The 22,107-nt window shown below is 60.0% G+C and carries 19 protein-coding genes; 9 read left to right on the forward strand and 10 right to left on the reverse strand.

Annotation, left to right across the window (positions count from 1 at the left end; translation table 11 throughout):
• Positions 1-131: 131 nt before the first annotated feature.
• The 6 genes from AC1D2Q_RS03805 to aspA all read right to left on the reverse strand — a co-directional run bounded on the left by AC1D2Q_RS03805 (position 132) and on the right by aspA (position 8,130).
• Complete coding sequence (locus tag AC1D2Q_RS03805; RefSeq protein WP_477812307.1) at positions 132-1,247, reverse strand: polyamine ABC transporter substrate-binding protein; 1,116 nt, start codon at positions 1,245-1,247, stop codon at positions 132-134.
• A gap of 13 nt (positions 1,248-1,260) precedes the next feature.
• Positions 1,261-2,292: a histone deacetylase family protein gene (locus tag AC1D2Q_RS03810; RefSeq protein WP_018927381.1), complete on the reverse strand. Its 1,032-nt coding sequence runs from the start codon at positions 2,290-2,292 to the stop codon at positions 1,261-1,263.
• 223 nt (positions 2,293-2,515) lie between these two features.
• On the reverse strand, positions 2,516-3,508 hold the full coding sequence (locus AC1D2Q_RS03815) for an AraC family transcriptional regulator (protein ID WP_477812308.1): 993 nt from the start codon (positions 3,506-3,508) through the stop codon (positions 2,516-2,518).
• A 103-nt stretch (positions 3,509-3,611) separates the two neighbouring features.
• The gene (locus AC1D2Q_RS03820) at positions 3,612-4,616 is read right to left on the reverse strand and encodes an asparaginase (protein ID WP_477812309.1); all 1,005 of its coding nucleotides are present in this window, start codon (positions 4,614-4,616) and stop codon (positions 3,612-3,614) included.
• Between the two features lie 149 nt (positions 4,617-4,765).
• Complete coding sequence (locus AC1D2Q_RS03825) at positions 4,766-6,217, reverse strand: alanine/glycine:cation symporter family protein (protein WP_477812310.1); 1,452 nt, start codon at positions 6,215-6,217, stop codon at positions 4,766-4,768.
• A gap of 488 nt (positions 6,218-6,705) precedes the next feature.
• On the reverse strand, positions 6,706-8,130 hold the full coding sequence (gene aspA, locus AC1D2Q_RS03830; protein WP_105342433.1) for an aspartate ammonia-lyase: 1,425 nt from the start codon (positions 8,128-8,130) through the stop codon (positions 6,706-6,708).
• A gap of 180 nt (positions 8,131-8,310) precedes the next feature.
• Between aspA and AC1D2Q_RS03835 the strand changes: the two genes are divergently transcribed.
• The 5 genes from AC1D2Q_RS03835 (at position 8,311) to AC1D2Q_RS03855 (ending at position 12,009) form a co-directional block, all read left to right on the forward strand.
• Positions 8,311-9,225: a LysR substrate-binding domain-containing protein gene (locus AC1D2Q_RS03835; RefSeq protein WP_477812311.1), complete on the forward strand. Its 915-nt coding sequence runs from the start codon at positions 8,311-8,313 to the stop codon at positions 9,223-9,225.
• A gap of 226 nt (positions 9,226-9,451) precedes the next feature.
• Positions 9,452-9,943: a 5-(carboxyamino)imidazole ribonucleotide mutase gene (gene purE / locus AC1D2Q_RS03840; protein WP_003196369.1), complete on the forward strand. Its 492-nt coding sequence runs from the start codon at positions 9,452-9,454 to the stop codon at positions 9,941-9,943.
• Positions 9,944-9,954: 11 nt separating this feature from the next.
• Positions 9,955-11,037 (forward strand): 5-(carboxyamino)imidazole ribonucleotide synthase, encoded by a 1,083-nt coding sequence (locus AC1D2Q_RS03845; protein ID WP_477812312.1) that lies wholly within the window; start codon positions 9,955-9,957, stop codon positions 11,035-11,037.
• 101 nt (positions 11,038-11,138) lie between these two features.
• Positions 11,139-11,384: a GlsB/YeaQ/YmgE family stress response membrane protein gene (locus tag AC1D2Q_RS03850; protein WP_008030708.1), complete on the forward strand. Its 246-nt coding sequence runs from the start codon at positions 11,139-11,141 to the stop codon at positions 11,382-11,384.
• A gap of 88 nt (positions 11,385-11,472) precedes the next feature.
• Positions 11,473-12,009: a DUF3299 domain-containing protein gene (locus tag AC1D2Q_RS03855; RefSeq protein WP_026286519.1), complete on the forward strand. Its 537-nt coding sequence runs from the start codon at positions 11,473-11,475 to the stop codon at positions 12,007-12,009.
• Positions 12,010-12,096: 87 nt separating this feature from the next.
• Here the strand turns inward: AC1D2Q_RS03855 and AC1D2Q_RS03860 are convergent, their stop codons facing one another.
• Positions 12,097-12,996 (reverse strand): D-hexose-6-phosphate mutarotase, encoded by a 900-nt coding sequence (locus AC1D2Q_RS03860; RefSeq protein WP_477812313.1) that lies wholly within the window; start codon positions 12,994-12,996, stop codon positions 12,097-12,099.
• 73 nt (positions 12,997-13,069) lie between these two features.
• The gene (locus AC1D2Q_RS03865) at positions 13,070-13,474 is read right to left on the reverse strand and encodes an acyl-CoA thioesterase (protein WP_007896491.1); all 405 of its coding nucleotides are present in this window, start codon (positions 13,472-13,474) and stop codon (positions 13,070-13,072) included.
• Positions 13,475-13,839: 365 nt separating this feature from the next.
• Here AC1D2Q_RS03865 and AC1D2Q_RS03870 point away from each other — a divergent pair, with 365 nt between their 5' ends.
• Entirely contained in the window at positions 13,840-15,138 is a 1,299-nt protein-coding gene (locus AC1D2Q_RS03870; protein ID WP_477812314.1) for an MFS transporter, read from the forward strand.
• Positions 15,139-15,151: 13 nt separating this feature from the next.
• Here the strand turns inward: AC1D2Q_RS03870 and AC1D2Q_RS03875 are convergent, their stop codons facing one another.
• Complete coding sequence (locus tag AC1D2Q_RS03875) at positions 15,152-15,643, reverse strand: PIN domain-containing protein (protein ID WP_477812315.1); 492 nt, start codon at positions 15,641-15,643, stop codon at positions 15,152-15,154.
• Positions 15,640-16,698 carry a helix-turn-helix domain-containing protein gene (locus AC1D2Q_RS03880; protein ID WP_477812316.1) on the reverse strand — a complete coding sequence of 353 codons (1,059 nt, stop codon included), beginning with the start codon at positions 16,696-16,698 and terminating at the stop codon, positions 15,640-15,642. Before AC1D2Q_RS03880 ends, AC1D2Q_RS03875 begins: the two co-directional genes overlap by 4 nt.
• 187 nt (positions 16,699-16,885) lie before the next feature.
• On the opposite strand from AC1D2Q_RS03880, the gene AC1D2Q_RS03885 reads away from it, so the two are divergent.
• The 3 genes from AC1D2Q_RS03885 to pstA all read left to right on the forward strand — a co-directional run bounded on the left by AC1D2Q_RS03885 (position 16,886) and on the right by pstA (position 22,068).
• Positions 16,886-17,887, forward strand: a complete 1,002-nt coding sequence (locus AC1D2Q_RS03885; RefSeq protein WP_462047848.1) for a phosphate ABC transporter substrate-binding protein PstS — start codon at positions 16,886-16,888, stop codon at positions 17,885-17,887.
• Positions 17,888-18,348: 461 nt separating this feature from the next.
• Positions 18,349-20,382, forward strand: coding sequence for an ABC transporter permease subunit (locus tag AC1D2Q_RS03890; RefSeq protein ID WP_477812460.1), 2,034 nt, complete (start codon positions 18,349-18,351; stop codon positions 20,380-20,382).
• A 15-nt stretch (positions 20,383-20,397) separates the two neighbouring features.
• Positions 20,398-22,068, forward strand: coding sequence for a phosphate ABC transporter permease PstA (gene pstA, locus AC1D2Q_RS03895; RefSeq protein ID WP_477812317.1), 1,671 nt, complete (start codon positions 20,398-20,400; stop codon positions 22,066-22,068).
• The last annotated feature ends 39 nt before the right edge of the window (positions 22,069-22,107 follow it).

The following is a 22,107-nucleotide window of genomic DNA, read 5'->3' on the forward strand; positions in this document are numbered from 1 at the left end:
TGGGGGCGCAATTGATTGCGCAATGCTGATTCAGGGAACGGTATTGGCTCGGCCGACTTGCCTGGTGGTATATAAATATCGCGTGTAAAAAAAAGACCCGCGAGTGCGGGTCTTCGGTGTTCAGCCGGGTTTCAGGTCCCGGACTTGATCTTGGTCCAGGCCCGGGTCCGTGCCCGTTCAGCATCGCGAGGCAAGGGTTGCAGGGTGTAAAGCGTGCTCATCGCCGTTTCGGTCGGGTACAGGTTCGGGTTGTTGCGAATCGCCGGGTCGACCATCTCCGTGGCGTCCTTGTTCGGGTTCGGGTAGCCGACGAAGTCGCTGACCGGTGCGATGACCTGGGGTTGCAGCAGGTAGTTGATGAAGGTGTAGGCGTCTTCCGGGTTTTTCGCGCCTTTGGGGATCGCGAGCATGTCGAACCAGATCGGCGCGCCTTCCTTGGGCAGGCGCATGTCGACAATCACACCGTTCTTGGCTTCCTTGGCGCGGTTGGCGGCCTGGGAGAAGCTGCCGGAATACCCGACCGCGACGCAGATGTCACCGTTGGCGATGTCGGCCATGTACTTGGATGAATGGAAGTAGGTGATGTACGGCCGGATCTTCATCAGCAGCGCTTCAGCCTTGGCGTAGTCCGCCGGCTTCTTGCTGTTGGGGTCCAGGCCGAGGTGTTGCAGGGCCAGCGGCAGGATCTCCGAAGGTGAGTCGAGCAGGGCCACGCCGCACTGCTTGAGCTTGCTGATGTTCTCTTCCTTGAAGATCAGGTCCCAGCTGTTCACCGGTGCGTTGTCGCCCAGCGCAGCCTTGACCTTGGCCGGGTTGAAGCCGATCAGGATGGTGCCGTACATGTAGGGCACGGCAAATTTGTTACCCGGGTCGTTGGCTTCGATCAGCTTCATCAGCTTGGGATCGAGGTGGTTCCAGTTCGGCAGTTTGCTGCGGTCCACTGGCTGGAAGACACCGGCTTCGATCTGCTTGGCGAGAAACACGTTGGACGGCACCACCACGTCGTAGCCGGAGTTGCCGGTCAGCAGCTTGGCTTCCAGCGCTTCGTTGGTGTCGAAGATGTCGTAGACCAGTTTGGTCTGGGTGTTCTGAGCCTTGAAATCGTCCAGGGCTTTGGGGGTGATGTAGTCGAACCAGTTGTAGACCCGCAAAGTACGTTCTTCAGCATGGGCGGCGCCACTGAGCAGCGTGGCGCATAGCATTGTGGGGAAGAGCGCTGGCGCGATAAAACGCTTGAGTCGGTTCATTTGTTCTAATTCCTCATTGGGCGCTTTCAAAACCTTCGAGAACGTTCACGGCGTTGATGCCGATTTCTTCTACCGCGTAACCGCCTTCCATCACGAACAGCGTCGGCTTGCCGAGGCCTGCGATGCGGGTACCCATCGCCAGGTAATCCGGGCTGTCGAGTTTGAATTGGGAGATGGGGTCGTCCTTGAACGTATCGACGCCCAGGGACACGACAACGATGTCGGCGCCGTACGTTTCGATCTCTTTGCAGGCTTGTTCCAGCGCGGCGCTCCAACGGTCCCAAGCGCTGCCGGCGGGCAATGGGTAGTTGAAGTTGAATCCTTCGCCTGCGCCTTCACCGCGTTCGTCTTCGTAGCCGAGGAAGAACGGAAACTCGGCTTCTGGATGACCGTGGATCGAGGTGAACAGCACGTCGCTGCGTTCGTAGAAAATCGATTGAGTGCCGTTGCCGTGGTGGTAATCGACATCGAGGATCGCGACCTTTTTGTGGCCTTGATCGAGGAAGGCCTGGGCGGCGATGGCCGCGTTGTTGAGGTAGCAATAACCGCCCATCAAATCGCTGGCGGCATGGTGTCCCGGTGGACGGCACAGGGCGAAGGCACTGCGGGCGCCGCGCTGGATCGCCGCTTGGGCCGTGAGGGCAACTTGCGCTGCGCTGTACGCCGCTTGCCAGGTGCCGGCGGTAATCGGTGCGCCGCCGTCGAAGCTGTAATAGCCGAGTTGGCCGTGGAGGCTGGTGGGCATGATTCGGCGCAAGGTGCGGGCCGGCCAGGTGTAGGGCAGCAAGTCGCCGTCGGTATTGAATGCGGTCCAGCGCGCCCAGGCGCCTTTGAAGAAGTCGAGGTAGTCGCGGCTGTGGATGCGCGCGATCGGATCAAGGCCAAAGTCTTTCGGCACTTCAACCGGGCCGAGGTTCTGGTCCTTGACCCGTTGCAATACGTGATCGGCCCGTGAAGGCATTTCGAAGCAGGGCATCAATTGCCCGTCCATCAATTCACAACGGCCGTGATGCAGGTGGTGATCGTCCGAGTAGATCGTCAGCATTGTTGTTCTCCGCAGGCTGATTCGGTTTGAACACAGTCTTGCGGCAGGCGACGTTTGGGAGAATGGCAGGAAAGGCCAAAAGGGGATCTATGTGGCCAAAACATTTGACCGCAATTCGCCCCTTACTGGTGCGCGGAGCCCCAAAAGATCGCAGCCTTCGGCAGCTCCTACAGAAGCACGCGTTCCCCTGTAGGAGCTGCCGAAGGCTGCGATCTTCTGATCTTCAGGGCCGGAACTGGCTGGGCGCCACGCCACTCCAGCGCACAAACGCATGCCGGAAGCTCGCGGTCTCGCTGAAGCCCAGTGCTTCGGCGATTTGATAGATCGGCAGTTGATCCTCGCAAAGCATGCGTTTGGCTTGCTCGAATCGCAGTTCATCGAGCAGTTCCTGATAGCTGCATCCCAGGTCCTTCAGATGGCGGCGCAGGGTGCGCGACGAGCAGTTCAGCTGTTCGGCCAACCCGTCCAGACCCGGCGCCGCGCTCAGTTGCGCGGCGAGCAATTGGCGGATGCGCCCGAGCCAGGCCTGACGCCCGGTGAACTCGGTGTTTTGCTTGCGGCAACGTTCGGCCATGGCCTGGTGGGTGATGGCGTCGGCCAGCGGCAGGGGGTGTTCGAGCCAGCGCTTGTCGAAGGCAAATCCGTTGGATGCTGCATCGAACTGTAACGGGCAGTCGAAACGCTCGCTGTAGCGCGCCTGATAGTCCGGTGCCGGGTAATCGAAGCGAGCGCCAAGCAGAGGCAGAGGGTGGCCGAGCAGGTCTTCGCAGGTGACTTTCATCGAGACCAGGCAAAACTCGACATTGAACGGGGCCAGCGCGGGGTTTTCCCGATAGTCGCCGGCAGTGAGCCAGATGCGCTCGCCATCCTCCTCCAGGCTCAACTCGAACAGTGTTCCCAATAGCGCCGGGTAGTGCAGCGCCAACTGCAAGGCGTCACCTAAAGTGGCGCTGGTGAGTAAGGCGTACCCGAGCATGCCATAGGACGAAACGTGCATCCGCCGGCCCAACTCCAGACCGATATCGTGGCGCAGCGCGACGGCATTGGCGCACACCAGCATCTCTTGATTGGTGGTGATGCGCGTGTCCGCCCGGCTCAGATCCGCCGGGCTGATGCCGCTGCCGGCCAATAACGCCTCGCTGGACAGGCCTTCGGCCTTGAAGGTGTTGAGCACCAGGGAGACGGCGTTGAGGGTGGTGAGGTGGGAGTGGAGCATGGAGTCTTCCAGCGTCGAGATGCTGGAACGGGAGCAAGTTATGTGCCCAACAACGATCTTGTGGGAGCGGCGGCGCGGCGATCCCACAAGGTTATGTGTTGTGTCAGCTCAGTTCGCCACACAGGTCAAGTTCGACCAGTCGACGCACTTCTGCAGTTTCAAGTCCTGCACCCAGCAATCCATGCAACTTGCCGAATGCCGCCTCGCGAGTCATGCCGCCACCGGACAACAGACCGGCATCGCGCAAACGGCTGCCCGCCTCATACACGTCGAGCTTCACGCCACCCTCATGACATTGGGTGACCGCAACCACTACCACGCCATTGTCTCGTGCCCGTTCCAGGCTGGCGATAAACCCGGGGTTGTCGCTTGGTCCGGTACCGCTGCCATAACATTCCAGCACCAGACCCTGAATACCGCTGTTGAGCAGGCCATCCAGTTGTTCGGCGCCGATGCCGGGGAACAGCGGCAGCACCGCGACCTTCGCCAGTTGCTTTGGCTGGTTGTAGTTCAGTCGGGCAGGTATCGAGGAAGCTTTCACGCCGCCGCCCTGACGCTCCAGCCGCTTGAACGGATGACGACCGAAACTGCGAACCTTGGCGCAACGGGTCGGGTCGAGCAGTTCACCGTGGAAGTACAGATGAACACCCGGCGCCAGACCTTGGCCAAGGGCAACCAGTGCGCCGCTGATGTTTTCCCAGGCATCACTGTCGGTCACGCCGGCCGGCAGCATCGAGCCGGTGAAACATACACGGGCATTCAGGCCGAGCAGCTGAAAGCTCATGGCTGCGGCGCTGTAGGCCAGGGTGTCGGTGCCATGCAGGATCAACACGCTGTCGCAGCCCTGGACATCAACGGCGTCGACCACCGCTTCACGCAGTTGCTGCCAGTACGCGGGTGTCATGTTGGCGCTGTCGATCAGTGGCGACATCTCGCGAAAACGCCACTGCGGCACCACTAGCTCAGGCTGGCTGTGCAGGTAGTCGCGCATCCGCACTTCGAAGCCGGACGCCGGGGCCAGGCCGTGGGCACTGGCTTGCATGCCGATGGTGCCACCGGTGTAGAGCACCATGACGTGCTGCGCGGCAGGGTAGGTCGAGGAATTCATGGAGGTTCTCCGAAAACGATGACTTGCGGGAGCGAGCCTGCTCGCGATTGGACTTCAGGCTCGACACCAAAACAACGTACGACCGAGCATGACGCCGGTCATACGTTGTGTCACGCCGGGCGCAGGGGATGCGCCCGGTTTTTTACCGATCAGCGTTGCGCTGCGGTCACGCCTTCCGGCTGAGGCTGTGCCTGAGGCGCGGCGGCTGGCGGGTTGGCCGGCCAGGCTTTCAGGTCCAGGTCCAGATCCGGGAATTTGCTCGAATCGAACACTGGGGTCTTGATGCCGGAGGCACGCTGGTCATCGTAGTCACGCAGGATCCGCATGCCGACCTTGAACAGCAGGAACAGCGCGATCAGGTTGACGAACGCCAGCAGGGTCATGGTGATGTCGGCGAACGCGAACACTGTGCTCAGGTTCTCGATGGCACCCCAGAAGATCAACGCCAGTACCAGCGCACGGTAGCCCATCAGCGCCTTGCGGTTTTCACCGACCAGGAAGCGCAGGCTGTTCTCGCCCAGGTAGTAGTTGTAGAGGATCGAGGTGAACACGAACAATGCCAGGGCCACGGAGATGAACATCCGGCCCCAGTCACCGACCACGGCTGCCAGGGAGTTCTGGGTCAGGGCAATGCCGTCACCTTCGAAGCCCGGGGTGTAGAAGCCCGACAGCAGGATCAGCAACGCGGTGCAGGTGCAGATCACGAAGGTATCGAGGAACACGCTGAATGCCTGAACCACGCCTTGCGCAACCGGGTGCTCGACCGCGGCCACGGCGGCCACGTTCGGTGCACTGCCCAGGCCTGCTTCGTTGGCGAACACGCCACGCTTCACGCCCATGACGATAGCGCTGCCGATCAGACCGCCGAAGGCCTGGTCCAGACCGAAGGCGCTTTTGACGATGGTCATCAACATGCCCGGAACGTGGTCGAACTGCAGCACGATCACGTAGATGGTCACGCCGATGTACACCAGGGTTTTCACCGGTACCAGCAGGTCAGCGACCTTGGCGATCCGCTTGATACCACCGATGAACACCAGGCCCAGCAATACCGCCAGGGCCAGCCCGGTGTACGTGGTGTCGAGGCCGAAGGCGTTGTTCAGCGAGTGGGTAACGGCGTGGGATTGCAGACCGTTGAAGGCGAAGCCGAAGGTCACCAGCAGCAGCACGGCCATAACCATGCCCAACCAGCGTTTCTGCAGGCCGTGCTGGATGTAGTAGGACGGGCCGCCACGGAACTGGCCTTCGGAGTCGCAGCGCTTGTAGAGCTGGCCGAGGGAGCATTCGAAGAAGCTGCTGGACATGCCGACCAGCGCAGTCACCCACATCCAGAACACCGCACCGGGGCCACCGAGGGTCACGGCGATACCGACACCAGCGATGTTGCCCGCACCGACGCGGCCGGCAAGGCTGAGCATCAGGGCCTGGAACGAGCTGAGTTGACCGGCGCTACTGCGCAGGCTGTCGCGGAACACCGCGAACATGTGGAAGAAGTGGCGTAGTTGGACGAAACGCGAGCGGATCGTGAAGTAGCTACCGAGCCCGACAATGAGCGCGATCAGTACTTTCCCTGAGAGGAAGTCGTTGATGACTTCGAGCATGGATTATTCCTCGCTATTTTTTGTGTGTGCGAATACTGGGTGGTCGACACATCGCGTTACACCGGATTGTGCGTGGCACAACAGGTGGGCCGAAGGTTCGTCTCTGTTCCATTTCGCGGGTTGTTATTAGTTCGGGTTCGCATGGGTTTAGGCCTCGTTATCGACGACCGCTCATACGAAGAGGGCCGGCACTATACATAGGAGAGTGCCGTCCGTCTGCACGGTTGTGGTGCGAGCGACGAAACGTAAGCGCTGCAAAATCAAAAAATCGCAGCCTTCGGCAGCCTCTACGGGTCTCTGTCAAACCCGGTAGGAGCTGCCGAAGGCTGCGATCTTTGCGGTACTGAAAACATTCAACATGTTCGTAAAATCCGCAAAAGTGTTGAAAAAAAAGGGCTTGAGGGAGTAAATCCCCAAGCCCTCAAAAGGTGAGAGGTGTCTAGTCCCTCGACCTGGTGAGCGTGCTCTTCAAAAGAGCCTGCGTTTGGTTAAGCCTTCAAAGGCACCAGACGCGGAGCAATCATGTTTTCCGGGCGCAGGATGTCGGCGAGCATTTCTTCGTCGAGCAAGCGTTCTTCGCGCACCAGTTCCAGCACGCCGCGGCCGCTTTCGAGGGCGACACGGGCAATGCGGGTGGCGTTTTCATAGCCGATGTACGGGTTCAGCGCGGTGACCAGGCCAATCGAGTGTTCGACCAGTTCACGGCAGCGCTCTTCGTTGGCGGTGATGCCGACGATGCAGTGTTCGCGCAGCATGTCCATGGCGCGTTGCAGCAGGCGGATCGAGTCGAAGATCTTGAAGGCGATCAGCGGCTCCATCACGTTCAGCTGCAGCTGGCCGCCTTCGGCCGCGATGGTCAGGGCCAGGTCGTTGCCGATGATCTGGAACGCCACCTGGTTCACGGCTTCAGGGATAACCGGGTTGACCTTGCCTGGCATGATCGAGCTACCTGGCTGACGCGCAGGCAGGTTGATTTCGTTGATGCCGGTGCGTGGACCGCTGGACAGCAGACGCAGGTCGTTGCAGATCTTCGACAGCTTGACCGCGGTGCGCTTGAGCATGCCGGAGAACAGCACGAAGGCGCCCATGTCGGAGGTGGCTTCGATCAGGTCGGCGGCTGGCACCAGCGGTTGACCGCTGATCAGGGCCAGACGCTGAACGGCCAGGGCCTGGTAACGCGGGTCGGCGTTGATGCCGGTACCGATCGCGGTGCCGCCCAGGTTCACTTCGGTCAGCAGTTCAGGCGCCAGGGTTTTCAGGCGCGCCAGGTCTTCGCTCAGGGTGGTGGCGAAGGCGCGGAATTCCTGGCCCAGGGTCATCGGCACGGCGTCTTGCAGCTGGGTACGACCCATCTTCAGAACGTGGCTGAATTCTTCACCTTTGGCGGCGAACGACTGGATCAGGCTGTCGAGGCTGGCCAGCAGCGCGTCGTGACCCAACAGCAGACCCAGGCGGATGGCCGTCGGGTAGGCGTCGTTGGTCGACTGCGCCATGTTCACGTCGTTGTTCGGGTGCAGGTACTGGTATTCGCCCTTGCTGTGGCCCATGGCCTCCAGCGCGATGTTGGCGATGACTTCGTTGGCATTCATGTTGGTTGAAGTGCCAGCGCCGCCTTGAATCATGTCTACCACGAACTCTTCGTGGAAATCGCCGCGGATCAATCGGGCACAGGCTTCGCTGATGGCAGCGTGCTTGGCTTCGCTCAGGTGACCCAGCTCGCGGTTGGCGTCAGCGGCGGCCTGTTTGACCATCGCCAGACCAACAACCAGTTTTGGGTAATGCGAAATCGGAACGCCGGAGAGACGGAAGTTGTTCACCGCTCGCAGGGTCTGGATGCCGTAATACGCTTGAGCAGGTACTTCGAGTACGCCAAGCAGGTCTTTTTCTGTGCGGAAAGATGCAGCGGAGGACATGATAGAAATCATCTCGATATGGACCCGGTCTATGCCGGAACAGCGCAAATGCTAGGCTTGTGAAGAATTTTGGGCCAATGCTGTTAAACACTGGGCTATGCACATTCGGCATAATGTCGGTGTGACGCCGCGTACGCGGCGAACGTGTGACCTAAATTGGTGCATGTCCGGGAGGGCGTGATGAATCTGGAAAGCAAATGGCTGGAGGACTTTAGTGCTCTGGCTGCCACCCGCAGCTTCTCCCAGGCGGCCGAAAGACGCTTCGTGACTCAGCCCGCCTTCAGTCGGCGGATCCGCAGCCTCGAAGCCGCACTGGGGCTGACCCTGGTCAATCGCTCTCGCACCCCGGTCGAGCTGACGGCAGCGGGGCAGTTGTTTCTCGTGACCGCGCGAACCGTGGTCGAACAGCTGGGTGAAGTGTTACGTCATCTTCATCACCTGGAAGGCGGGCAGGGCGAGGTGATCCAGGTCGCCGCTGCCCACTCCCTGGCGCTGGGTTTCTTTCCGCGCTGGATCGCACAATTGCGTAACGAAGGGCTGAACATTGCCACGCGGCTGGTGGCCACCAACGTCGGCGATGCGGTGCATGCGCTGCGTGAAGGCGGGTGTGATCTGATGCTGGCGTTCTATGATCCGGACTCCGCGATGCAAATGGACCCGGAAATTTTCCCGTCACTGCATCTGGGGGACACTGAAATGCTCCCGGTGTGCGCCGCGGACGCTGACGGCAAACCGTTGTTCGACCTGGAAGGCGAGACCAGCGTGCCTTTGCTGGCCTACAGCGCCGGGGCATTTCTCGGGCGCTCGGTGAACATGCTGTTGCGCCAGCGTGCCCTGAGGTTCACCACTATTTACGAGACCGCCATGGCCGACAGCCTGAAAAGCATGGCACTGGAAGGCCTGGGCATCGCCTGGGTGCCGCGCTTGAGCGTGCGCGCCGAATTGGCTCGCGGCGAGTTGGTCATCTGCGGTGGCCCGCAATGGCATGTGCCGCTGGAGATTCGGCTGTATCGCTGCGCGCTGGTGCGCAAGGCGAATGTTCGGTTGCTCTGGCGCAAGCTGGAAGGCGGCACCGCGCAAAACCCTGCGGTTTAATGATTTTTTTTGCAGGCGCCTGGCTGACCCTGAAGTCAATAAAACCGGCACTTTGCGCCGTATGACAGATGGTCGTATGGGGGGCTGTTTATCTGCTTCATTGAGGTATACTGCGCGGCCTTCGGCCGGTTTGACTGGCCATAATTCGTACAATCAAGCCACGCATTTTGCGTGGCTTGTTGTTTTTTGACGCGCCTGCGGGCGCCCAGAGAGAAGAGGCACGACGATGAGCGCACTGGTTGGCGTGATCATGGGCTCCAAGTCCGATTGGTCCACCCTTAGCCACACCGCCGATATGCTGGAAAAGCTCGGCATCCCTTACGAGGTGAAAGTGGTCTCTGCCCACCGCACCCCGGACCTGCTGTTCCAGTATGCCGAAGAGGCTGAGGCCCGTGGCATCGAGGTGATCATCGCCGGTGCCGGTGGCGCGGCCCACCTGCCAGGCATGTGTGCGGCCAAGACCCACCTGCCGGTGCTGGGCGTGCCGGTGCAGTCGTCGATGCTCTCGGGCGTCGATTCGCTGCTATCTATCGTGCAGATGCCAGCCGGCATTCCGGTCGCCACCCTGGCCATCGGCAAGGCCGGTGCGATCAACGCAGCCCTGCTCTCGGCGAGCATCCTGGGCGCCAAGCATCCGCAGTTTCATACCGTGCTGAAAAAATTCCGCGCTGAGCAGACAGACAGCGTCCTGGACAATCCAGACCCACGCATCGCCTGAGGTTGTTGACGATGAAGATCGGTGTAATCGGTGGCGGCCAGTTGGGTCGCATGTTGGCGCTGGCGGGCACTCCGCTGGGCATGAACTTCGCTTTCCTGGACCCGGCGCCGGATGCTTGTGCGGCCGCATTGGGCGAACACCTGCGGGCCGATTACGGCGATCAGGATCACCTGCGTCAGTTGGCCGATGAAGTCGATCTGGTGACCTTCGAGTTCGAAAGCGTCCCGGCCGAAACCGTGGCCTTCCTGTCACAATTCGTTCCGGTGTACCCGAGCGCCGAAGCGCTGCGCATTGCCCGCGATCGCTGGTTCGAGAAGAGCATGTTCAAGGACCTGGGGATCCCGACTCCCGCGTTCGCCGACATCCAGTCCCAGGCCGATCTGGACGCCGCCGTGGCCGCCATCGGCCTGCCGGCCGTGCTGAAAACCCGCACCCTGGGTTACGACGGCAAGGGTCAGAAAGTCCTGCGCAAGCCTGAAGATGTGGTCGGCACCTTCGCCGAACTGGGCAGCGTCGCCTGCTTGCTGGAAGGCTTCGTGCCGTTCACTGGCGAAGTCTCGCTGATCGCCGTGCGCGCTCGCGATGGCGAAACCAAGTTCTACCCACTGGTGCACAACACCCACGACAGCGGCATCCTCAAGTTGTCCGTGGCCAGCACCGACCACCCGTTGCAAGCGTTGGCTGAAGACTACTCCAGCCGGGTACTCAAGCAGCTGGAATACGTCGGCGTGATGGCGTTCGAGTTCTTCGAAGTCGACGGTGGCCTCAAGGCCAACGAGATCGCCCCGCGTGTGCACAACTCCGGGCACTGGACCACCGAAGGTGCCGAGTGCAGTCAGTTCGAAAACCACCTGCGGGCCGTTGCCGGTTTGCCGCTGGGTTCGACGGCCAAGGTCGGCGAGAGCGCGATGCTCAATTTCATCGGCAAAGTACCGGACACCGAAAAAGTCCTGGCCATCGCCGATTGCCATCTGCATCACTACGGCAAGGCCTTCAAGGTCGGCCGCAAGGTTGGTCACGCCAACCTGCGTTGTGCTGACCGTGCGACGCTTGCCGCGCAGATCCTCAAGGTCGAAGCGCTGATTGCCGAATAGTTTCATGTGGCGGCGGCGGAACCTTCCGAGGCCGCCGTTCTCTGATGGCAGGATGCCAAAGTCTGGCTAGGCTTTAGCCAATTCAATCAGAGGGAAATGCCATGGGAATTATCGGAACCATCTTTATTGGCTTGATCGTCGGCCTGCTGGCTCGGTTTCTGAAACCGGGCGATGACAGCATGGGCTGGATCATGACCATCCTGCTCGGTATCGGCGGTTCGCTGGCGGCCACTTACGGCGGCCAGGCCCTGGGCATTTACCAGGCCGGTCAGGGTGCGGGTTTCATCGGTGCTCTGGTGGGTGCGGTGGTATTGCTGGTGATCTACGGCCTGATCAAAAAGAACTGATTCAAGCGACAAAGCCCTCTCTGCGCCAACACCGGAGAGGGCTAGAATGCTTGGCGTTATACCGTCCTTTCCTTTGCCGAGCACCTTCATGCGCCGTCTTCTGTTGACTCTTCTCTTCCTGGGCAGTGGTTTGGCCCATGCCGGCGAACTGCCGGAAACCGACTGGCTCGAGCTAATGCCCAAGTCGGACCAGAAGGCCCTCGAGGCCATGCCCGAAATCGATCACAACTCACCGGAAGCCAATGGCACCTTTACCCAAAAAGGTGGCATGAAGCAGAGCAAGGGCTTGCCGGCGGTGATGTATTCGACCAAAACCGTGCCGTCGATGAACGACAAGCACATCCGCATCGGCGGTTATCCGGTACCGCTGGAATCCGATGCGAAGGGCCGCAGCACGTTGTTCTTCCTCGTGCCGTACCCGGGCGCTTGCATCCACGTGCCACCGCCGCCGCCTAACCAACTGGTGCTGGTGCGTTATCCCAAAGGCCTGAAGCTGAATGACATCTACACGCCGCTGTGGGTGACCGGCACGCTGAAGATCGAGAAGGTCAGCAACGACCTGGCGGATGCGGCGTATGCGCTGGATGCGGCGCAGGTGCGGGTGGTCAAGGAATCGGATTTGTAAGCACGGTTACCACAAAAAAGATCGCAGCCTGCGGCAGCTCCTACATAGATCAGCGTAGGAGCTGCCGCAGGCTGCGATCTTTTGATCTTAAAGCGGTTTGCTGGCGATGCTCACGCCCAGGGTATGGCTAGCCCCCGGCGCCAGCGTCACCACATCATCCATCACATTCGCCGTTTCAATGCACAACATGCGCTGCCAGCCATCGTCAGCCATGTCGCTGAACGCCGCCGCGCGGTCGATCCACGGGTTCCAGATCACCGCTGAACGAGAGCCGCTGCTGGTCAGTTCAATGCGTCGTTCCCAATGCGGGTCAACGATGCTCAGCTTTGGTGGGGTATTGAGATAGATGCGGTCGGTCTCACCGGTAAAAAGCAGATCACCGATCTGACTGACGGTTTTCCAGTCGTCCAGCGTCTCGATGTAACTCAAGCCATCCAGCCCTTCAACGTGCACGTTGCGCACATCGCTGACCGCGAAATAGCTGTGCAGCGCCTGGCTGATCGTGACGGGGTCAGCGCCCTTGTTTTCGCTCGTCAGGCTGATATGCAACTGTTCATCCAGACGAATGCTCAGTTTCAAGTCCACCTGATGCGGCCAGCCCGGCAGGCCGCCTTCGGGGTAGGGCAGGACGAACTCCGCTTTCAGGCTTTCGCCCTCGGACTCGATGCCGACCAGTTCCCAGTCCATCGCCCGCACCAGCCCGTGAGCCGTCGGCGGCTCCTGGCTGATGCGCATGGCCTGGACACTCTGCGGGTTGCGCGACAGATTGCCGAACCACGGCCAGCACACCGGCACACCGGCACGAATAGCTTTGCCGGTCTTGAACACCGCCTCGTCGTTGAGCCAGATCAGCGGCGGTTGGCCGGCCAATTGATAACTGAGGATGTGCGCGCCTTGCTGGGCCACCAGCAATTCGGCCTGACCGTGGCGGATGCGCCAGCAGTTCAGTTCATCCAGTTTCACGGCTTCGACGGTGGGCGTGCTCATGGGGCGACTCTCAATCAGGAACAATGACTGCTATGGACCGCAAAACGGTCACCGCGTTTAACGAGCGCCTTGTTTAACGAGCTCTGGGCGGAACCGAACGAGTGCGGCCGCTGCCGTCGATGGCGACGAATACAAACACGGCTTCGGTCACTTTACGCCACTCGCTGGACAGTGGATCGTCGCTCCAGACTTCAACCATCATCTGAATCGAGCTGCGACCGATTTCCAGGGCCTGGGTATAGAAGGAGAGCTGAGCACCCACCGCCACCGGCACCAGAAACGCCATGCGATCGATCGCAACAGTGGCCACGCGACCACCGGCAACCTTGCTGGCCATTGCGGTGCCGGCCAAATCCATCTGCGCCACCAGCCAGCCGCCGAAAATATCGCCAAAGCCGTTGGTTTCACGCGGAAGCGCGGTAATTTGCAGGGCCAGGTCGCCTTGCGGGATTGGATCTTCTTGTTCGAGCTCTATCATGCCGGGGGTGCCTCTGACCCGTGACTCTTCATTGGTACTTCAAGGTGAATAGCCGTCTTGGAAAAACGATTCAGCCCCGAACATACTACGTTCGTCACGTTTTTCGTAAGGCGCCTAAAGGGAAACTCTGCGAAATCGGCTGGCAGGTGCCAACGACGGTTTCGCACAGCAACCCCTTACAAACCGTTGCAACGTTGTGAGTATATCGGTCGATAGACTCCGAGACGACCGTCCGGTTCTCATTTCGACCGTCAAATACGCACCTCTATGTGCTTTTTCGAACAATTTGCTATCGTGCCGAACCTGCCCAAGCCTCCGCCAGCGTTGTTGAGGTTGCAGATCCGACTATAAGAGAAGCCCTTGCCATGACCACAGCGCCCTCGAGCATCGCGCAACCAGCCCAACCTGCACGTCCGCTGACCCGCAACGACTACAAGACATTGTCGCTGTCTGCCCTGGGCGGTGCGCTGGAGTTTTACGACTTCATCATCTTCGTGTTCTTCGCCACGGTCGTCGGCAAACTGTTCTTCCCCGCCGACATGCCCGAGTGGCTGCGCCTGATGCAGACGTTCGGCATTTTCGCCGCCGGTTACCTGGCCCGGCCGCTGGGCGGCATCGTCATGGCGCATTTCGGTGACCTGCTGGGACGCAAGAAGATGTTCACCCTGAGCATTTTCATGATGGCGGTGCCGACCCTGATCATGGGCTTGCTGCCAACTTATGCGCAGATAGGCATGTGGGCGCCGATCCTGTTGCTGCTGATGCGAGTGATCCAGGGCGCGGCGATTGGCGGCGAAGTGCCGGGAGCCTGGGTATTCGTTTCCGAACACGTACCGCAACGGCATATCGGTTATGCCTGCGGCACGCTGACCAGCGGTCTGACTGCCGGCATTCTTTTGGGCTCGTTGGTCGCCACGGCAATCAACAGCCTCTATACGCCGCTGGAAGTGTCGGATTACGCCTGGCGGATCCCGTTCCTGCTGGGCGGCGTGTTTGGCCTGTTCTCGGTCTACCTGCGCCGCTGGCTGCACGAAACCCCGGTGTTTGCTGAACTGCAATTGCGTAAAGCCCTGGCCGAAGAAGTGCCGCTGCGCGCTGTGCTGCGTGACCATCGCGGGGCGATTCTGATTTCCATGCTGCTGACCTGGTTGCTGTCCGCCGGGATCATCGTGGTCATCCTCATGACGCCGACTGTATTGCAGACTGTTTACCACTTCCCGCCGACTACCGCGTTGCAGGCCAACAGCCTGGCCATCGTGTTCCTGAGCCTGGGCTGTGTGGCCTCCGGCGCACTGGCTGACCGTTTTGGCGCCGGGCGGGTGTTCGTGTTCGGCAGCGCGTTGCTGCTGCTGACCTCGTGGACCTTCTATCACAGCCTGTTCAATCATCCCGACTGGCTGTTCCCGATGTACGCCCTGACCGGTTTGCTGGTCGGCACCATTGGTGCGGTGCCGTACGTGATGGTCAAAGCCTTCCCGGCGGTGGTGCGCTTCAGCGGCCTGTCGTTCTCCTACAACCTGGCCTACGCCATCTTCGGCGGCCTGACCCCGATGGTCGTCACCCTGCTGCTCAAGGAAAGCCCGATGGGGCCGGCCTATTACGTGGCGATTATTTGCGGGGTCGGGATTGGGGTGGGGGCGTATCTTTGGAAAAAAGGACGGTAACAACGGTTGGATGTTAATGCTTTCGCCAGTGCGAAAGCCTTGCATCACATTCTCCAGGCGGTAAACGTGCTCCATGTTCGAGCATGTTATCCAAGGCATCCGCAGCGTGTGCTGGTGGAACAACTTGGTGCTCGACCATTAGGTCGAGTAGCCAGAGCGCCCCGTGGACCTGCAAGCCATCTCGTTGAGCCTGGCGTCTGAGCTTGCCGTCTCCGGTCAGTAACGGTCGGCCTGTCTCCTGCGCGAGCAAATAACAGGAGACATCCGCCAGTGAACTGTTGTTGTGCTCTACCTTGAGCTTGAAAAGTCGAGCCACTCCGGGGCCATCGAAAGATTCGACAATCAACCCATGGGCGAGCAATTCGTCATGGGGAAAGTCCTCCAGCTCATCCATCACGAAATCGGTGCAGCAAAGTGTGAACGGAAGTCTGAACATCTGTTCCAGCAATCCAGCGTTTCTGAAATCGATCCAGATATTTGTATCGCTGATGTAGATCAGACTCATGCACTCTCCAATGAGCCTAGGAAATTTGGGTCAAGGGCGCTCACTGGCTTACGTAAAAGTTCGGCTGCGCGGGATTTGGTTATCAGCCCCTCTGCCAATCCCCAAAACACCAGCGATTCAAAACGTTGTGGTGGCTTACAGGGCATGGGTTCTGGCTCAGCCTTGCGCCAGCCGTTCGCGCTGAATTGGATGGTTAGAGATTTGTAACCCGCATCGCTAAGCAGGTTCAGATCCTTGAGGCGCCGTAGTGCTGCGTGCATCGAAATCCCGTATTGGCGCTTGGCGATGAGTAACTCGCGCGGATGAACCCGTGAACGTGGGTGGCTGCCGAAGTCGCTGGTGACGCCTTTTGCGGGGTAGAGGAATGCACCTGCAAATCGATGACAGCAGTTTTCCTTGTCTCTCTCCGGCATGTCGTCGGGTAGCTGCATGACCCAATGGCCAAGCTCGTGGGCAGCGGTGAAGCGTATACGTTCACCTGGACGCTCGGCATTTAACGCGATCAAGACATGGCGCCCGTCTCCGGTAGCGGCGCAGGCCCCATCGAAATCATCCGGCCCCATGAGCATCGCTACCTTAATGCTGTGCTCTTCTAACTGCTCGGTCAGATTAGCGATGGGGTCGCTACCAATTCCCCAGAAATCCCGAAGTAACTCGGCGGCGTGTTCAGCCTCTTCAATAGAGGAAACGGGCAGCATTTGAGCCGGAGTGGTTGGAGTCTGGATGTCCGCTGGGTCGAAACATTCCTCCAGAGCCATGTAGCGCTCAAGGTGTTCACGAATCTGTTCTTCGACTTGCACCTGACGGTATCTGGGCATTTTCGCAAGCTTGCGAAACTCCAACGGCGCAAGCGGGATGGCGTCCGCACGGAAAAAGTACTCAGGATTGACCTCCAATACTTTTGCCATTTGCAGCAGGCGCGAGGAGTTCGGGGTGCTTAACCCTTTTTCGTATTTACTGAGGGCTTGCTTGGTAATGTCGCCAAGCTGGAGCGCCAGCGCCTCCAAGGATATGCCACGCAGAAGGCGAGCGCGGCGGATTCGGTCATTAATCATGGGTTCCTCTCGTGGTTGACAAGACTATATTTTAGTTCTTATTTGTCAACCTGCTCAGAGAGTCAGAATGTGTCCGGCAATTGAATACTGGCCTTTCATCCAATTGTCATATTTCAGCCATAGAGTGTTCACACGGCCTGCTGATACTTGGCCCCGACTTAACACACCTATCTGCTAGGAGTAAGGCATGAAACTGAAGCGTTTGATGGCGGCAATGACTTTTGTCGCTGCTGGCGTTGCGACTGCCAACGCGTTCGCCGCTGTTGACCCGTCGATCCCGAGCTACACCAAGACCACTGGTGTGTCGGGCAACCTGTCCAGCGTCGGCTCCGATACCCTGGCCAACCTCATGACCCTGTGGGCTGAGAACTACAAAAAAGAATACCCGAACGTAAACATCCAGATTCAGGCCGCTGGCTCCGCCACCGCGCCACCTGCGCTGACTGAAGGCACCTCCAACCTGGGCCCGATGAGCCGCAAGATGAAGGACACCGAACTGGCGGCCTTCGAGCAGAAGTACGGCTACAAGCCAACCGCTATCCCGGTGGCCGTGGACGCCCTGGCGGTCTTCGTACACAAAGACAACCCGATCCAGCACCTGACCATGGAACAAGTCGACGCGATCTTCTCCTCGACTCGTCTGTGCGGCGCCAAAGCTGACGTGAAAACCTGGGGCGACCTGGGTGTGACCGGCGACCTGGCCAACAAGCCGGTGCAACTGTTCGGTCGTAACTCGGTATCCGGCACTTATGGCTACTTCAAAGAAGAAGCCCTGTGCAAAGGCGACTACAAGCCAAACGTCAACGAACAACCAGGCTCGGCTTCGGTCGTGCAGTCGATTAGCTCTTCGCTGAACGGCATCGGTTACTCGGGCATCGGCTACAAGACCGCCAGCGTGAAGACTGTGGCCCTGGCCAAGAAAGGCAGCACTGACTTCATCGAAGACACCGAAGAAAACGCCCTGAACGGTAAATACCCGCTGTCGCGTTTCCTCTACGTCTACGTCAACAAGGCCCCGAACAAGCCTCTGGCTCCGCTGGAAGCCGAGTTCGTGAAACTGGTCCTGTCTAAACAAGGCCAGGAAGTTGTAGTGAAAGACGGCTACATCCCACTGCCAGCCAAGGTTGCTGCAAAAGCGCTGGCTGACCTGGGTCTCGCGGAAGGCGGCGCTGAAGTCGCAAAAAAGTAAAACCCTAGGTCCGGGGTAAACCCGGACCTGCAGGAGCGAAGCTTGCCCGCGAAGGAATCGCCGCATCGCTCGCTCCTGCAAAGGCTCAGGGTTGCCACGCTGGCAACCCGGCCCCCCAAACTTCCGATCCACTGCCAGTTTCCACTGGCGGCGGATTTGTTGCGTCACTGCATTGTCATCTTTCTGTCATACAGGATCGCTAGGGTGTGCGCATGAATGATCTGGCCAACTCCACCATGACTACAAATCCCCCCAAGCGAATTGACTTCAATACGCCTGAGCTGCACCGCAAGCGCCGTATTCGTGCGCTGAAAGATCGCCTGACCCGTTGGTATGTGCTTGTCGGCGGCCTCGCCGTCCTGGGCGCGATTACCCTGATCTTCTTCTTCCTCGGTTATGTTGTCGCGCCGCTGTTCCAGGGTGCCGACCTGACCGCCAAAGACGCCATCACGCCCGCCTGGATGCAAGACGCCGGCAAGCCGCTGATGATCTCCCTTGAAGAACAGAACCAGGTGGCCATGCGGGTTTCCGACAAGGGCCAGGCGCTATTCTTTGATATCGATAGCGGCGCCGAACTGCGCCGCGTCGACCTGCCGATCCCGGCCGGTACCAGCGTGACCTCCATCGGTGAAGATCAACCCGGCCATCCATTGGTCGCAGTGGGGTTGTCCAACGGTCAGGTGCTGGTGTTCCGTCACACCTATAAAGTCAGTTACCCGGACGGCAAGAAAACCATCTCGCCGGCCATTGAATACCCATACGGCGAAACGCCAATCGCGCTGAACGAGACTGGTGGTGCCCTGGAGCACATCAGCGTCAACGCGACCGATTCGACCTTGCTGCTAGCAGGTTCCACCGGCGCGCAGCTGCATGTCATTTCGCTGACCAGCGAAGAAAACATGATGACCGGCGAAGTCACCAACGAGCAGAAGCGCATTGACCTGCCGCAAATGACCGAGCCGGTGAAGAACATCTTCGTCGACCCGCGTCAGCAGTGGTTATACGTGGTCAACGGTCGCGCTCAAGCCGATGTGTTCAGCCTGCGCGACAAGAGTCTCAACGGTCGCTACAAATTGCTCGAAAACGGTGAGGCCGAGATTACCGCCAGCACCCAGCTGGTGGGCGGTATCTCGCTGATTCTCGGCGACTCCAAGGGCGGCCTGGCCCAGTGGTTCATGGCCCGCGACCCGGATGGCGAGCTGCGCCTGAAGCAGATCCGTACCTTCCAGATGGGCAGTGCGCCGATTGTTGAAATCACCGCCGAAGAACGTCGCAAAGGTTTCGTTGCCCTTGATGCGTCCGGCAAGCTCGGCGTGTTCCACAGCACCGCGCACCGCACTTTGCTGGTGGATCAGGTGGTCGACGGCCAAGGCCTGTTCGGTCTGTCGCCACGGGCCAACCGCGTGATCGTGGAGCAGGGCGGCAAGCTGCAACCGTTGCTGCTCGACAACCCGCACCCGGAAGTCTCGTGGAGCGCGTTGTGGAGCAAGGTCTGGTACGAGAACTACGACGAGCCTAAATACGTCTGGCAATCGACCGCCGCCAACACCGACTTCGAACCCAAGCTGAGCCTCTCGCCGCTGACCTTCGGTACCCTGAAAGCCGCGTTCTACGCCATGCTGCTGGCCGCGCCGCTGGCTGTCGCCGCAGCGATCTACACCGCGTACTTCATGGCTCCGGGCATGCGTCGCAAGGTCAAGCCGGTGATCGAGCTGATGGAAGCGATGCCGACGGTGATCCTCGGCTTCTTCGCCGGCCTGTTCCTCGCACCGTATGTAGAAGGGCATTTGCCGGGCATCTTCAGCCTGCTGATGCTCGTGCCGATCGGCATTCTGGTGGCCGGTTTCGTCTTCAGTCGCCTGCCTGAGTCGATCCGCCTGAAAGTGCCGGACGGCTGGGAAAGCGCGATTCTGATTCCGGTGATTCTGTTCGTGGGCTGGTTGTCGTTGTACATGAGCCCGTACATGGAGGCCTGGTTCTTCGGCGGTGACATGCGTATGTGGATCTCCCACGACCTGGGCATCACCTATGACCAGCGCAACGCTCTGGTGGTTGGCCTGGCCATGGGCTTTGCAGTCATCCCGAACATCTACTCGATCGCCGAAGACGCCGTGTTCAGCGTGCCGCGCGGCCTGACCCTCGGTTCCCTGGCCCTTGGCGCCACGCCGTGGCAGACCATGACTCGTGTGGTGATCCTCACCGCCAGCCCGGGCATCTTCTCGGCGCTGATGATCGGCATGGGCCGCGCGGTCGGTGAAACCATGATCGTGCTGATGGCCACCGGTAACACCCCGGTCATGGAAATGAACCTGTTCGAAGGCCTGCGCACACTGGCAGCCAACGTCGCGGTGGAAATGCCCGAATCGGAAGTCGGCGGCAGCCACTACCGCGTGCTGTTCCTCTCGGCGCTGGTGCTGCTGTTGTTCACCTTCATCATGAACACCCTCGCGGAACTGATTCGTCAGCGTCTGCGCAAGAAATACTCGTCGCTTTAACAAAGGTAGAAGTCTGTGAAACAGAACTCCCTGAATGGATGGTTCAAGAGCGGCGCCCCCGGCGTCTGGATCAGCGGCGGCGCGGTGTCCATTGCGGTCATCATGACCATTGGCCTGCTGGCGGTCATTGCCGTGCGCGGTCTGGGGCACTTCTGGCCGGCGGACCTGATCCACGCCAATTACGACGTGCCGGGCCAGGCCAACCACCTGGTCATCGGCGAAGTGGTGCAGAAGGAAGAAGTGCCACGCGAGCGCCTGAAAACCGCTGGCCTGCCAGTGCCCGATCAGGGCCCGGAGTTCATGACCCGCGAGCTGATCAAGGTCGGCAACCGCGATCTGAACGGCACTGACTTCACCTGGATTGTCGGCGAGTGGCTGACCAACCAGAAAACCCCGCCAGAGCTGATGACCATCGAGCGTCGCGAGTGGGGCAACTTCTACGGCTACCTGGTCAACGTCAAAGAGGACGGCAAGGTCGTCGCTGAAGGCGAAGCCGCATGGCCTGAGTTGCAGGCCCGTGTCGATCGCGTCAACCAGTTGGCTGGGCAGCTCAAGAGCCTGGAAAAAACCGACATCGGCGCGATCAACGCCGGTCTCGAACGTGTGCGTCTGCACGGTCGCAAGCTGGAATTGGCCGGCCGTCTCGACGCTACCGCACAGGCGGACCTGGAGTCTGAGCGCGCCGAGCTGAATGCCCGTTATCAGGAAGTCGAAGCGCGTCTGAACGACCTGCACAAGCAGTTCAACCGTGACAGCCTGACGGCTCGTGACGCGAACGGTAAAGAGGTCGAGATCGGCATCGGCAAAGTGGTTCACGCCTATCAGCCGAACGCCATGAGCACCTTTACCAAGGTTGGCTTCTACTTCAGCAAGGTCTGGGAATTCCTCAGTGATGACCCGCGCGAAGCCAACACCGAAGGCGGGATCTTCCCGGCGATTTTCGGCACCGTGATGATGACCCTGATCATGGCGATGATCGTCACTCCGTTCGGTGTGCTGGCGGCGGTCTACCTGCGTGAATACGCCAAGCAGAACACCCTGACTCGAGTGATCCGTATTGCGGTGAACAACCTGGCGGGCGTACCGGCGATCGTTTACGGCGTGTTCGGCCTGGGCTTCTTCGTTTATGTGCTGGGCGGCTCGATCGACCGGTTGTTCTTCCCCGAAGCCTTGCCGGCGCCGACCTTCGGTACGCCGGGTCTGCTGTGGGCTTCGTTGACCTTGGCTCTGCTAGCTGTGCCGGTGGTGATCGTGGCCACCGAAGAAGGCCTGGCGCGGATTCCTCGTACCGTGCGCGAAGGCTCGCTGGCCCTCGGCGCGACCAAGGCCGAGACCTTGTGGAAGATCGTGCTGCCGATGGCCAGCCCGGCAATGATGACCGGCATGATCCTCGCCGTGGCCCGTGCCGCCGGTGAAGTGGCGCCGCTGATGCTGGTGGGTGTAGTGAAACTGGCGCCGTCGTTGCCGCTGGATGGCAACTACCCGTACCTGCACCTGGACCAGAAGATCATGCACCTGGGCTTCCACATTTATGACGTCGGCTTCCAGAGCCCGAACGTCGAAGCCGCGCGGCCGCTGGTGTATGCCACGGCGCTGCTGCTGGTGCTGGTGATCGCGACATTGAACCTGTCGGCCGTTTATATACGTAACCACCTGCGCGAGAAGTACAAGGCGCTGGATAGCTAATTACCGCCGCTCCTGCAGAGCGGCGACACCGCTGGCCCA

This window comes from Pseudomonas sp. P1_A1 (genome assembly GCF_056406935.1).